This window comes from Campylobacter sp. CNRCH_2007_0968H, assembly GCF_025773245.1.
In the GTDB taxonomy this organism is placed as follows: Bacteria; Campylobacterota; Campylobacteria; order Campylobacterales; family Campylobacteraceae; genus Campylobacter_D; species Campylobacter_D lari_D.
This window is the reverse complement of sequence record NZ_JAKMTQ010000005.1, coordinates 1-13867: the sequence shown is the minus strand read 5'-3', so window position 1 is coordinate 13867 and position 13867 is coordinate 1. Positions and strand designations below refer to the sequence as shown.

At 30.1% G+C, this 13867-nt stretch carries 13 protein-coding genes and 1 tRNA gene; 12 read left to right on the top strand and 2 right to left on the bottom strand.

Annotated features, from left to right (window positions below):
* The first annotated feature begins 42 nt into the window (after positions 1-42).
* Positions 43-270, top strand: coding sequence for a FeoA family protein (locus tag L8Y18_RS03755; RefSeq protein WP_039627920.1), 228 nt, complete (start codon positions 43-45; stop codon positions 268-270).
* A complete protein-coding gene (gene feoB / locus L8Y18_RS03750; RefSeq protein ID WP_263676281.1) occupies positions 270-2294 on the top strand; it encodes a ferrous iron transport protein B in 2025 nt (674 codons plus the stop codon). Before L8Y18_RS03755 ends, feoB begins: the two co-directional genes overlap by 1 nt.
* A 15-nt stretch (positions 2295-2309) precedes the next feature.
* Here the strand turns inward: feoB and tenA are convergent, their stop codons facing one another.
* A complete protein-coding gene (tenA, locus tag L8Y18_RS03745; protein ID WP_263676280.1) occupies positions 2310-2975 on the bottom strand; it encodes a thiaminase II in 666 nt (221 codons plus the stop codon).
* A gap of 145 nt (positions 2976-3120) precedes the next feature.
* On the opposite strand from tenA, the gene acpP reads away from it, so the two are divergent.
* The 4 genes from acpP to L8Y18_RS03725 all read left to right on the top strand — a co-directional run bounded on the left by acpP (position 3121) and on the right by L8Y18_RS03725 (position 5676).
* Positions 3121-3354, top strand: a complete 234-nt coding sequence (gene acpP / locus L8Y18_RS03740) for an acyl carrier protein (protein ID WP_039617517.1) — start codon at positions 3121-3123, stop codon at positions 3352-3354.
* Between the two features lie 26 nt (positions 3355-3380).
* Positions 3381-4595, top strand: a complete 1215-nt coding sequence (locus L8Y18_RS03735; RefSeq protein WP_263676279.1) for a beta-ketoacyl-ACP synthase II — start codon at positions 3381-3383, stop codon at positions 4593-4595.
* A gap of 1 nt (position 4596) precedes the next feature.
* Entirely contained in the window at positions 4597-5532 is a 936-nt protein-coding gene (locus L8Y18_RS03730) for an acetyl-CoA carboxylase carboxyltransferase subunit alpha (RefSeq protein ID WP_263676278.1), read from the top strand.
* Between the two features lie 68 nt (positions 5533-5600).
* A tRNA-Phe gene (locus tag L8Y18_RS03725) sits at positions 5601-5676 on the top strand.
* 3 nt (positions 5677-5679) lie between these two features.
* Here the strand turns inward: L8Y18_RS03725 and L8Y18_RS03720 are convergent.
* A complete protein-coding gene (locus tag L8Y18_RS03720) occupies positions 5680-6477 on the bottom strand; it encodes a ferritin-like domain-containing protein (RefSeq protein ID WP_263676277.1) in 798 nt (265 codons plus the stop codon).
* Positions 6478-6558: 81 nt separating this feature from the next.
* Between L8Y18_RS03720 and L8Y18_RS03715 the strand changes: the two genes are divergently transcribed.
* The 6 genes from L8Y18_RS03715 to L8Y18_RS03690 form a co-directional block, all read left to right on the top strand.
* Entirely contained in the window at positions 6559-7335 is a 777-nt protein-coding gene (locus L8Y18_RS03715; RefSeq protein WP_263666309.1) for an ABC transporter permease, read from the top strand.
* Positions 7332-8003, top strand: a complete 672-nt coding sequence (locus L8Y18_RS03710) for an ABC transporter ATP-binding protein (RefSeq protein ID WP_257928499.1) — start codon at positions 7332-7334, stop codon at positions 8001-8003. Before L8Y18_RS03715 ends, L8Y18_RS03710 begins: the two co-directional genes overlap by 4 nt.
* On the top strand, positions 7993-9108 hold the full coding sequence (locus tag L8Y18_RS03705; RefSeq protein ID WP_263676276.1) for a capsule biosynthesis protein: 1116 nt from the start codon (positions 7993-7995) through the stop codon (positions 9106-9108). Before L8Y18_RS03710 ends, L8Y18_RS03705 begins: the two co-directional genes overlap by 11 nt.
* Entirely contained in the window at positions 9108-10766 is a 1659-nt protein-coding gene (locus tag L8Y18_RS03700) for a polysaccharide biosynthesis/export family protein (protein WP_263676275.1), read from the top strand. The genes L8Y18_RS03705 and L8Y18_RS03700 overlap by 1 nt, the downstream gene beginning before the upstream one ends.
* 8 nt (positions 10767-10774) lie before the next feature.
* Positions 10775-11731, top strand: coding sequence for a KpsF/GutQ family sugar-phosphate isomerase (locus tag L8Y18_RS03695; protein WP_412175790.1), 957 nt, complete (start codon positions 10775-10777; stop codon positions 11729-11731).
* Positions 11728-13867, top strand: a 2140-nt coding sequence (locus L8Y18_RS03690) for a galactosyltransferase-related protein (RefSeq protein WP_263676273.1), incomplete at its 3' end; no start/stop codon positions are given. The genes L8Y18_RS03695 and L8Y18_RS03690, both read left to right, overlap by 4 nt.

Sequence of the window (13867 nt, the reverse complement as noted above, 5' to 3'; positions counted from 1 at the left end):
TTTTTTATATAATGTCTTATCTTAGTTTTTGTAAGGAAAAACATGACTTTAGATACATTAAAAGACAATGAAGAAGCCTTTATAGTAGGCTTTGAAGCAGATAAACAACTCCAAGCAAGACTTTTTAGTTTTGGTTTTGCAAAAAACAAAAAAGTTAAAAAAATTCGCTCTTCTATAGCAAATTCTACTATTATGGTAGAACTTGATACAACTTGCGTGATTTTACGCTCAAGTGAAGCAAAAATAATACAAATTTCAAAAGAGTTTTAATGAAAGAAATCATCGTTGCTTTAGTAGGTCAGCCAAATGTTGGTAAAAGTTTATTAATTAACGCACTTTGCAAGGCTAATATGAAAGTTGGAAATTTTAGTGGTGTTACGGTTGAAAAGGCTGAGGCTAGATTAATTTATAAAAATTATGAGTTTAAATTTATAGATTTACCAGGAACTTATGCATTAGATGGTTATAGCGAAGAAGAAAAAATTACAAAAGATTTTTTAAAAAAGGGTAAATTTGATCTTGTGGTAAATGTGCTTGATTCTACAAATTTAGAGCGTAATTTGATTTTGAGTGCATCTTTAATAGAAGCTAAAATCAAAATGATTATGGCTTTAAATATGCAAGATGAAGCTAAAAATGAAGGTTTTAGTATAGATTTTAAAATTTTATCCCAACTTCTAAATACACCTTGTCTTGGCGTGTGCGCTAAAACTAAAGAAAATCTAAATGCACTTTTGGATTTAATCATTTCAACCCATGAAGCTAAATTTGAAGCTAAAGAGCGTGTTTATAGTGATATCATAGAAGAAGAACTTGCAAAAATAAGTGAATTTTTAAATCAAAATGAAATTACTTATTTAGATTTTTCTACAAAAGATTTGGCGCTTGCTTTACTTAAAAATGAAGCCAATATAGTCATTTCACACGCTTTGAGAAAAATACTTGATGAAGCTTTAGAAAAAATTTATATGGCATATCATAGCAAAGATATGGAAAGTATTTTTAAAGAAGAGCTAATTGCTTTTGCAAATGGTATATGTGTTAAGGTTTTAAGCAAGAGTGTTAAGTATAAAAATCATACTAAAGAAATAGATTCTATTTTAATTAATAAATTTTTAGGAATTCCTATATTTTTGTTTTTTATGTGGGCTTTATTTCAACTAACCTTTACTTTAGGTCAAATCCCTATGGATTATATAGAAATGTTTTTTGCTAATTTAGGTGATATGGTAAAAAATAATATTAGCAATGAATTTATCGCTTCAGCCTTAGCTGATGGTGTTTTAGGTGGGGTTGGTGCGGTTATAACTTTTTTACCAAATATTATGATTTTATTTTTTGGTATAGCCTTGCTTGAAACAACTGGATATATGGCTAGGGTTGCATTTTTATTAGATGGAATTTTATACAAATTTGGCTTACATGGTAAAAGTTTTATCCCTTTAATCACGGGTTTTGGCTGTTCAGTACCTGCATTTATGGCTACAAGAACTTTAAAAAATAAAAAAGATAGACTATTAACTCTTTTTATTATTAATTTTATGAGTTGTGGCGCAAGACTTCCTGTATATGTGCTTTTTGTTGGAGTGTTTTTTCCTACTGATGTGGCGGGAAATTATCTTTTTGGGATTTATCTTTTGGGTGCGTTTTTGGGTTTGATTGCAGCTAAGATTTTAAGAATGAGCGCTTTCAGAGGACAAGATGAACCTTTTGTAATGGAAATGCCAAAATATAGAATGCCAAATTGGAATTTGGTATGGTTTATGGTGTTTAATAAAGCCAAAATGTATTTAAAAAAAGCAGGAACATTTATTTTGATAGCTTCTTTGCTTATTTGGTTTGCGAGTAATTTTCCTGCACAAAAAAATAATACTCAAGATGCTTTAACTCAAGAGCTTCAGATAGAAAATAGTTATCTTGGACAATTTGGCAAAGCAATAGAGCCTATTTTTGCACCACTTGGCTTTGATTGGAAACTTAGTGTATCTTTGGTAAGTGGTTTAGCGGCTAAAGAAGTGATGATTTCTACTATGGGCGTGCTTTATTCTTTAGGCGATGAAGTTGATGAGACAAGTTTAAATTTACAAGAGGCTATAAAAGAAAACATCCCTTTTAGCACAGCAGTAGCTTTTATACTTTTTGTTATGATTTATAATCCTTGCTTTGCAGCAACTATAGTTTTTGCTAAAGAAGCAGGAAATAAAAAGTATGTATGGTATCTTTTTATATTCACATCTTTATGTGCATATTTGATCGCTTTTTTTGGGATTAATATTACTAAATTGATAATTTAATCATCTTTATGATGATTAAATTTCCATTTTTTGCTCTAAAGAGTGTTGCCAAAAGGCCGTTTCAAGTCTTATAGTAGTATAAAAAATTTCGTTTAATTTTTTAAATTTTTCTTCACTAATGCTATTTGTATAAGAATTAAAAAAGTCTTTAAATTCTTTAATTTCATCTTGAAATTCTTTACCTGCATAGGTTAAAATCCACTCTTTGTAAGGATGATTTTCTAAGCTTTTTTCATTAAGTCCTTTATAAATTTCTTCCCCTATATATGCATATCCTATAGCACAAGCACTCAAAGCACACAGCATATCCAAATAATCTCCATTTTGTCCCACACTTAGTAAGTATCTTGTATAAGCAATATTAGTTAAACTTTCATCTTTATAGTCAAGTTTTTCTACATCAATGCCTAGTTTTAAAATACTTCTGTGAAGTTTCAATTCTCCTTCTAAAGTGTAGTTTTGATTTTTAATAGCAAATTGAATTTCTTTAGCATTATTTGCATTTAAAGCAAGCAAAGCATAGCATTTTGCATAATTATTTAAAAAAATATAATCTTGTTTAAGATAAAACAAAAATGTATCTTTTTCTAAAGTACCATTTTGAAGTTTTTTTACAAATTCATGATAGATGTATTGCTCCCAAGTTTTTTTATTTTCTTTTATAAGTTTATCCAAAAGCATAAATTTCCTTTGCTAAAATTTAAGCTTTTATTTAAACACAGATAATTAAATTTTTCGTAATAATCTTTAATTTTTAACTTTTTAAACAAGAAATTTATTTTTTTATTGTAAAATGCGTTTTAATTTTTTAAACTAGGAGATAAAAATGGCAATTTTTGATGATGTAAAAAAAGTAGTTGTTGAGCAACTTAGTGTTGATGAAGATGCAGTTAAAATGGAATCTAAAATCATTGAAGATTTGGGTGCTGACTCTTTGGATGTTGTTGAATTAGTTATGGCTTTAGAAGAAAAATTTGATGTGGAAATTCCAGACAGTGATGCTGAAAAACTAGTAAAAATTGAAGATGTTGTTAATTATATAGAAAATCTTCAAAAATAATTTTAATTTTTAATAAGGAGTGCGGTTTGAAACGCGTTGTAGTAACAGGTATAGGAATGATCAATGCCCTTGGTTTAGACAAAGATAGCTCATTTAAAGCAATTTGTGATGGCAAAAGTGGCGTTGATAAAATCACCCTTTTTGATACCACTGATTTTCCAGTGCAAATTGCTGCTGAAGTAAAAAATTTTGATCCTTTAAGTGTCTGTGATGCTAAAGAGGTTAAGAAGATAGATCGTTTTATACAACTTGGTATTAAAGCAGCAAGAGAAGCTATGGAAGATGCTAAATTTGATGAAACTTTAAACAAAGAAGAATTTGGTGTAGTTTCAGCAGCTGGTATAGGTGGTTTACCAAATATAGAAAAAAATTCCGTTACTTGCGCACAGCGTGGACCACGCAAAATAACTCCTTTTTTCATACCATCAGCTTTAGTTAATATGCTTGGTGGGATTATTTCAATCGAGCATGGATTGCAAGGACCAAATATCTCATGCGTAACTGCTTGTGCAGCAGGAACTCATGCTATAGGCGAAGCTTATAAAAGCATAGCTTTAGGCAATGCAGATAAAATGCTTGTAGTGGGAGCTGAAGCAGCTATTTGTGCTGTAGGTATAGGTGGCTTTGCTGCTATGAAAGCTCTTTCTACTAGAAATGATGATCCAGCTAAGGCTTCAAGACCATTTGATAAAGAAAGAGATGGTTTTGTGATGGGTGAAGGTGCTGGTGCTTTGGTTTTTGAAGAGTATGAGGTTGCTAAAAAGCGTGGAGCTAAAATTTATGCTGAGTTGGTAGGTTTTGGCGAAAGTGCAGATGCACATCATATCACTTCACCTACTTTAGAAGGGCCATTGCGTGCTATGAAAAAAGCCTTAAAAATGGCAGGAAATCCAAAAGTAGATTATATTAATGCACACGGAACTTCTACTCCAGTAAATGATAAAAATGAAACAGCAGCTATTAAAGAACTTTTCAAAGATCAAATTCCTTTAGTTAGTTCTACAAAAGGTCAAACAGGTCATTGCTTGGGTGCTGCTGGTGCTATTGAAGCTGTTATTTCTTTAATGGCGCTTGATCAAGGTGTATTACCGCCAACTATCAATCAAATCGTAGCAGATGAAAATTGTGATCTTGACTATATACCAAATACTGCAAGAAAAAACGAAGTTAATGTAGTAATGAGCAATTCTTTTGGTTTTGGTGGAACAAATGGTTGTGTGATCTTCAAAAAAGTAGATTAATATGGCTTCTTATTTAGATTTTGAAAAAAATATTCAGCAAATTGATGAGGATTTAGCAAATGCTAAAATCAAAGGCGATGATGAAGCAGTAAAAATTTTAGAAAAAAACCTTGAAAAAGAAACTCAAAAAGTTTATAAAAATTTAAGCGATTACCAACGCTTACAGCTTGCAAGACATCCTGATCGTCCTTATGCGCTTGATTATATTCAAGCTATACTAAGTGATGCTTATGAAATTCATGGCGATCGTGCTTTTAGAGATGATCCTGCTATTGTGTGTTATGCAGGTTATATAGGTGGGAAAAAAATTATTGTTATAGGTGAGCAAAAAGGTAGAGGTACTAAAGATAAGCTTCATAGAAATTTTGGTATGCCTCATCCTGAAGGTTATAGAAAAGCTCTAAGAGTGGCAAAAATGGCTGAAAAATTTGACATACCGGTATTGTTTTTAGTAGATACTCCAGGTGCTTACCCAGGAGTGGGTGCTGAAGAGCGTGGTCAAAGTGAGGCTATAGCTAGAAATTTATATGAGTTAAGCGCTCTTAAAACAATCACTATAGCAGTAGTTATAGGCGAAGGTGGAAGTGGTGGTGCTTTAGCTATAGGAGTAGCTGATAAACTTGCTATGATGAAAAATTCAGTTTTTTCTGTGATTTCACCTGAGGGTTGTGCTGCTATTTTATGGAATGATCCATCAAAAAGTGAAGCTGCTACTAAGGCGATGAAAGTAACTGCTGATGATTTAAAAACCCAAGGTTTAATAGATGATGTCATCGAAGAGCCAATGAGTGGAGCTCATAGAGATAAAGAAAAGGCGATAAAAAATTTGAGTGATTATGTCTTAAAGGCTATAGAAGAGTTGGAACAATACGATAAACGCGAATTAGCTGCATTAAGAATGCAAAAAATCTTTAAATTTGGAGCTTTTGCTGAATGATTTGCATTTTTATGCAAATTTCAACTTTTTTTAAAAAAACTATTGTATAATTACAACTTCAATTCAGTGGTTGGATAGCTCAGTCGGTAGAGCAGCAGACTGAAAATCTGCGTGTCGGCAGTTCGATTCTGCCTCTAACCACCATCTTCATTTTCTATTATAAAAATCATCTAATTTTTGAAGTTCATTTTCACTAAATCCTGCTTGTATTCTAGCTGTTTTGTTATATACTTTTCCTAAAAGATTAAATTCTTTATATTTGGCGCAAAGATCAAGGTAATCATCATTTTCATTTTTTGCATAATTCCACCAAAAATCTCCTTTGTTTACATGTTTAATCTCATCATTTAATATAATGGTAAAAATTTCATCAAATAAATTTTTTATAGGATGATTAGTTGTGTTTAATTTTTCTAAGACAAAAGGATTGGCATCAAGTCCTTTTGCTTCAAGTCCTCTATGCACTATGCCCATTCTATGAGCAAGATTATCTTTGGTTAAAAATAAGGCTTTTTCAAGATTATCATGAGCATAGAAATCTCCATATTTAAAACCAAGTTCATTTAAAGTTTTTTCTAAAAGTAAAAAATGCTTAATTTCCTCATCAGCTACTTCAAGCCAATCTTGATAAAATTTCAATGGCAAATTTTTAAATCTATAACTGGCATCTAAGGCCAAATTTATAGCACTATATTCTATATGTGCAACTGAATGTAATATTTTAGCTAAAGATAAAGTACTATTTGCTTCTTTTGGACGCCTTATTTTCATAGGATGAAGGATTTTAACTTGTGAGTTTTCACAAATGATCGCTTCATGGGAATGATTAAAATCATATAAATTAGCTTTAAAATTTTCATAAAATTCATTAAATAATTCAATCTTTTTGAAAATATCTTTATGATATAAAATTTTTTCTAATTCTTCAAAGAAATTTCTTTTCATTTTTAAACCTTGTTAAATATTATATAAGATAAAAAAGTATAATATAAAAATTTTGAAAATTTAAAAAGGTTTGCTAAAAATATGTTTAATGTCATACATGCTCTTTTTTTTAGAGAGTTAAAGACAAGATTTGGTATTAATAAATATTTGGGCTATTTTTGGGTAATCGGAGAGCCTATGATGGTAGTTTTGGTAATCACTTCTATTATAACAGCTATTAGAGAATTTCATCATCAAATCATGCCTGAAGGTGTTTCTATCTTTTTGTTTTTAGCAGTAGGAATTATACCTTTTTTTATGTTTAGAAGTATTATTACTCAGCTTTTAAATGGCATAGGTGCTAATCTAGCTCTTTTTGCTTATAAACCTATTCGTCCCATACATGTTTTTATTGCAAGAGCACTGCTTGAGTTTTGTATTTATTTTACTATTTTTATTTGTGTAATGTTTTTAGCAGGTTGGTTTTTGCATATGCAAGTTATACCTAAGCATTTTTTAGAAGTGATGTTTTCATTCTTTTTGCTTGTAGTATTTGGCTTTGCTATGGGAATGTGTTTTGCTATAGCAGGACATTTTGCAGAGCCTTTAAAAATGGCTTTAAATTATTTGAATATAGTTTTATACTGGACAGCTTTGGTGGTATTTCCTATATGGATAGTTCCAAAACCTATTTTAGACATTTTATATTACAATCCACTTTTACATATTATGGAACTTTTAAAATATAATTTTTTTCAAAATTATCCATTGCTTGATGATTATAATTACTATTATCCTATTGCATGTTTAAGTGTGATTTTGTTTTTGGGATTGTTTTTTTATTATTTTACTAGAGAAAAGTTGATAGCAGTGCGATGATAAAATTAGTTAATTTAACCAAATCTTTTCCTTTACGCAATGGTGGAAGGCATTATGTTTTTAAAAACTTAAGTTTTGAATTCCCTGAAAATTGTAGTATAGGTTTAATGGGGCGCAATGGTGCTGGAAAATCAACCTTAATGAAACTTTTAAGCGGCTCCTTACTTCCTGATAGAGGTAAGATTATAACTAATAAAAAATTATCTTGGCCTCTAGGTTTGGCAGGTGCATTTCAACATAGACTTTCAGCAAGAGATAATGCACGCTTTGTAGCTAGAGTATATGGTTACAAAGGAAAGGCTTTAGAAGAAAAGATTAAATTTGTGGAAGATTTTGCTGAGCTTGGTAAATTTTTTGATGAGCCTATGAATACTTATTCAGCAGGTATGAGTGCTAGAATATCTTTTGGCTTAAGTATGGCTTTTGATTTTGATTATTATTTAATTGATGAAGCAGGTGCTGTGGGAGATCCTAAATTTAGAGAAAAAAGCTCTAAAATCTATAAAGAAAAATTAAGTAGGTCAAAAGTTATCATGGTTTCGCATAATGTAGCTGAAATTAAACAATGGTGTGATAAAATTATATTCATGCAAGATGGACAAGCTACTATATATGATGATGTAGATGAGGGTATAGCGGTGTATCAAGGAAAAATAAATGCAAAATGAGTTATTAAAAAAACTTAAAAATTTAGAAATATTTAATTCTTTTAAAATAGTGTTGATTTTGACAGCATTTGTTGTATTCTATTATGTTTTTATAGCAGCAAATCGCTATGTGAGTGAAAGTGTTTTAAGTGTGAAATCAACGACAGGAGATAGCGGAGCTATTACTGGAATTGCCGCATTTTTGACTAATAATTCTTTTTCAAGCGAGGATATTAATTATTTAAAATCTTATATTCATTCTTTAGATATGTTAAATATCTTAGAAGAAAAAGTTCAAATTCGTGAGTTATATCAAAAACAAAAACTTGATTTTTTTTATAGTATTTCCTCATCAGCCAATCAGGAAGAGTTTTTAAAGTATTATCAAAACCGTGTTAAAATTACTCAAGAAAACTCAGCTAATGGGCTTTTGCGTGTAGAAGTTGAAGGTTTTGATCCACAAAGTGCACATTTGATAGCTTCAACTATAGTTAAAGAAAGTGAAAAATTTATCAATGAAATTTCGCACAAAGCCGCAAGAGATCAAATGCAATTTGCTGAAGAAGAACTTTTGCAGTTTAAAAAAAGATATCAAAAGGCTAAAGATGAGCTTTTAGCTTTTCAAAATAAATATGGGGTATTTGATCCACTCAAACAAGCAGAGGGCACTCTAAAACTCATAGCTGAACTTGAATCAAAAATAGCAGCCAAAGAAGCTGAACTTTTAATGATGCAAAGTTATATAAATGATAATGCACCACAAATTGTTACTATAAAAAGTGAAATCACAGCCTTAAAAAAACAACTTCAAAAAGAAAAATCCAAAGTTTCATCGCCAAAATCCTCTCAAAAACTCAATGATCTTGCAGCTAAATTCCAAGATCTAACCATAGAGGCAGGTTTTGCAGAAAGTGCTTACACAGCTGCATTAAAAGCTTATGAGAGTGCTAGGATAGAGGCCTTAAGAAAGATAAAGCAGGTGGTTATAGTTCAAAGTCCAAGCTTACCTCAAAGTGCTAAATATCCAGAAGCTTTGTATAATATACTCACAGCTTTTGTGATTTTATCTTTGATTTATGGAATTGTTAAATTTATTAAAATGATTATAGAGGAGCATAGATACTAATGAAAAAGATATTTTTATTTTTACTTTTACCTTTGTTTTTATTTTCAGCGGTAGATGTTTCTCAAATTGCAAAAATTCAAAATCAGTCATTAACTCCATCTTTAGAGCCACAAATTATAAATTATGATAACAATCAAAGTGATTTTAACCAAACTCAAGCTCCGATAACTAAAGTTTTTGGTGCGCATTTGTTTAATGGAAACTTTACTAAATTTACCCAACATGTTTATAATCCTGATTATAAACTAGCAGTAGGCGATAGGATTAATGTAAAAATTTGGGGTGCAGTAGAGTTTATACAAACTTTAACAGTAGATTCTCAAGGAAATATTTTCATACCAAAAGTAGGTGCGATTAATCTTTTGGGTGTGAAAAATAGTGCTTTAGTGCAAGTTATTACAAAAGCTATTAATAAAATTTATAAAAGCAATGTCTATGTATATGCAGATATGGATATTTATCAAAATGTATCAGTTTTTGTTACAGGAAATGTGAATCAACCAGGTCTTTATCAAGGATTAAGTTCAGATTCTATTATACAGTATTTAGATAAAGCAAGTGGAATTAATTTAGAATATGGTAGCTTTAGAGATATTCAAATTTTAAGAGATAATAAAGTCATTAAAAAAGTAGACTTGTATGATTTTTTACTTAAGGGTCAGCTTGATCTTTTTCCTTTTAGAATGGGCGATGTGATTTTAGTAGGTAGCGTGCAAAAGTATGTTTTTGTTGAAGGAGATGTGCAAAAGCCATTTAGATTTGAGTTAAGTAATGATATTTTAAATTTAGAAGATATAGCTAGAGTTGCAGGTGCTAAGCCTATAGTAACTAATGCAGTGGTAAAAAGCTATAGAGATGATCATAAATTACACATAGATGCGTATAGTAAAAAGCAGTTTTTAGGCGTGAAATTATATAATGGTGATGAGATAGAATTTAGACCCGATTATACTGCGCAAAATATTAGTATTAGCATAGAAGGTGAGCATAGTGGTTTGCATTCTATGGTGATAAAAAAAGGCACAACTTTGGCTGAACTTGCTAAAATGATTACAGTTAATGATCAATCAAACATTAACGCTTTACAGGTTTTTAGAAAAAGTGTAGCGACTACTCAAAAACAACTTATTGAAGCCCAACTTAAAGAGCTTGAAACACTAGCTCTAACAAGTTCTTCAGTTAATGCTGAGCAAGCTAGCATTAGAGCTACTCAAGCTAAAACGATTTTAGAATTTATTGCGCGTGCAAAACAAGCTCAACCAAAAGGACAAATCGTTATAGACAATGTCAAAGCGTATAATTCTATAGTATTAGAAGAAGGTGATGTAGTGAATGTACCTAGTAAAAATAATCTTGTTTTAGTTCAAGGTGAAGTTTCTATACCAGGTGCGTTTGTATATATGGATAAAGAAAAATTAAGATATTATATCAACCTAGCAGGTGGTTTTAGCGATAGAGCAGATATATCAAGAGTTTTAGTAATCAATGCTAATGGCAAAGCAACTAAATACAGCGGTAGAAGCTCAGCAGATATCAAAGCAGGAGATTCTATTTTAGTTTTACCAAAAGTAGATAGTCAAAATCTCCAAATTTTTAGCATGCTAACGCAAATTTTATATCAAATAGCTATTGCAACTAATGTAGTGTTAAATATATAGGAATTCAGATGAACCAAATAGATGCAATTAAAATAGCCAAAGAAGTTTTTAAAATCGAATCAAAAACGATTTTAGATTTATGTGATAACTTAGATGAAGATTTTAATAAAGCCATTGAGTTGATTTTATCCATCAAAGGTAGATGTGTAATAAGTGGTATGGGTAAATCAGGCCATATAGGGGCTAAGATAGCTGCAACCTTAGCTAGCACAGGTACCCCGAGCTTTTTTATGCATCCGGGCGAAGCATTGCATGGAGATCTTGGTATGCTTACAAGCGAGGATGTGCTTTTGGCTATTTCAAATTCAGGAGAAACTGAAGAGGTTTTAAAACTCATACCAGTGATTAAAAAAAGAAAAATTCCTTTAATTGTCATGGTGGGAAATCAAAACTCTACTTTAGCTAAACAAGCAGATATTTTTATAAATATAGCAGTAAAAAAAGAAGCTTGTCCGCTTCAACTTGCTCCAACTTCTTCTACTACAGCTACTTTAGCTATGGGTGATGCTATAGCAGTAGCTTTGATGAGAGCAAGGAATTTTAGACCTGATGATTTTGCTTTATTTCACCCAGGAGGAAGTTTAGGTAGAAAGCTTTTAACTAGGGTGGGTGATTTGATGGTGTCAAATAATCTACCTATGGTAAACCCTGAGAGTGAATTTAATGAGTTAGTTGATGTGATGACTAGTGGCAAGTTAGGACTTTGCATAGTACTTGAGAATGAAAAGCTAGTTGGAATCATCACAGATGGGGACTTAAGAAGAGCTTTAAGGGCAAACGGTAAGCCAAGATTTGATTTTAAAGCTAAAGAAATCATGAGCGAGAGTCCAAAAACTATAGAAGCAAGTGCTATGGCAAGTGAGGCAGAAGAGCTTATGCTAAAACATAAAATCAAAGAAATAGTTGTCACTCAAGATGAAAAAATAGTGGGTATTATACAACTTTATGCGATAGGAAATGTGTGAAACTTTCTATTATTATTCCTTTTGGTTTAAGTAAAGAAAGAATTTATATAAAAGATCGTGTTAGTCAAAAATCATGCGAGTTTAAAAGTGATGATAGAGTTGAATATATTTTTGTTGAAGGATATTCTTCTTTAGAAAATGATTTAAAGTGTATCATCGAAGAAAATGGGCATATTTATCTTAAAGATGAAAGTCAAAAGGAATTTTTCTCACAAGGAAAATGTCGTAATCTCGGTGCATCTTTTGCAAATTCAGATGTAGTGATGTTTTTAGATGTGGATTGTTATTTTTCCACAAAATCTCTTGGATTAATTTTACAGCTTATAGATATAAAAAATATCTCTCAAAACATTAATGAGTTTTTAGTACTTCCTGTTGTTTATCTTAGTAAAGTGGGCAGTGAGTTTATTGACACACAAGAAAAAGATTTATGGGATGGTTTGATTAAGAATGATTTAATCAGCGGAAAAAGAGAGTGGATTAAGTATTTTTCTTTAAGCTCTAGTTCTTTAGTTCTGAACAGACATAAATTTCTATCTTTAGGTGGAAATAATGAAGCATTTATAGGTCATAGTTACGAAGATCATGATTTTTACGCAAGATTGTTATTTGAAACAACTTCTTTTGAGAAAATGCCAAAAAAGTTATGTTATGATGAGGGAAGTTGGAATATAAAAGAATTTAAAGGTTTTAGAACTTGGTTTTCATTACTTGGCTATGAGATGAGTTTTTATGGTGTTTATATGTACCATTTTTATCATGATGAGCCAAATCAAAATAACTACATGGGGAATAGATTTCAAAATCACAGAAAATTTTATAATAATTTAAAAAATTTAAAAGACTATAGCATACCACCACTTCAAGATAAGATAGCAATAAATAAAAATATTTTATTACTATGCAATAATGATAAATTGATACTTAATTCAATAAAAGATGTGAGTGTTTATCTTGGTAAAATACAAAGCAAAAGTGAAAATTTTTTCTTCAATGAAGACGAATTTAATAGCAATAAATTTTTAAACTTCATTCAAGAAAATCATATTAAATGCGTATTATTTCCAAACCCATATGGCAATGAAAAGAGATTAATTATTTATGAATTTGTGAAAAATAATGATCTTAAATTTATTTGTTATGATAGAGGTGCTTTACCTGATAGTTGGTTTTTTGATGCCAAAGGATTTAATTATGATTCTTCTATCTATAAAGAGGAAAATTGGAATAAAAAATTAACCATAGAAGAAATTAATGAATGTAAAAAGTATATAAATAAAACCTTAAATGAAGATAATTTTTTAGAAAAACAAGGAAAAAGAAACCCTGAAAAGCTAAAAAGCAAATTAAATGCAAAAGGTAAAAAAATAGTTTTTGTTCCCTTGCAGGTTGAAAACGATACAGTGGTAAAATATTTTACTTATACACCTTTTGAATATAGTAATTTTTTAGAAATTATCAACGAAGTAGCAAAGCAGCTGCAAGATAGCCATCTTTTTATAGTTAAAAAACATCCTTTAACTTGTAAAATCAGCAAAGTATCTTATAAATTACTAACTTTTATAGAAAATGATACAAATATTATTGATTTGCTTGATATATGTGATGTAGTATTGACTTTAAATTCTGGTGTGGGGGTTTATGCTATGATGATGAATAAACCTTGTATTAATTGTGCATTTGCTTTTTATGCTATTAATGGAGTTAATTATCAAGCATTAAATAAAGATGAGTTATTAAAGTATTTGAAAAGTGATTTAAGTGTTGATTATGAAAAAGTTATAAGGTTTATATATTATCTTAAAAACAATGTGTATAGTTTTGGAAAATCCAAGTATAAAGTAGTTCAAAAAAATAACAGAATTTATTCTAAGGTATATGAAACGAAATATTATTGTATTAATATAGGTTTAAAGAATTATTTAAATGTTAAAAATATAAATAAAACTCATTATAATCTAAAGTCCTTGATTTATAAACCATATATTAGTGAAATTAATCGTACGGGTATCATGGTAAAAGCATTTAATTTGATTTTCCCAGATTTTATAAAATTAAGAATTATGCATACTAGGTTTTATAAGCTTTTTAGAAAGTTAGTGTATAATCCAAGAATATTTTTTCAAGATATGTTTT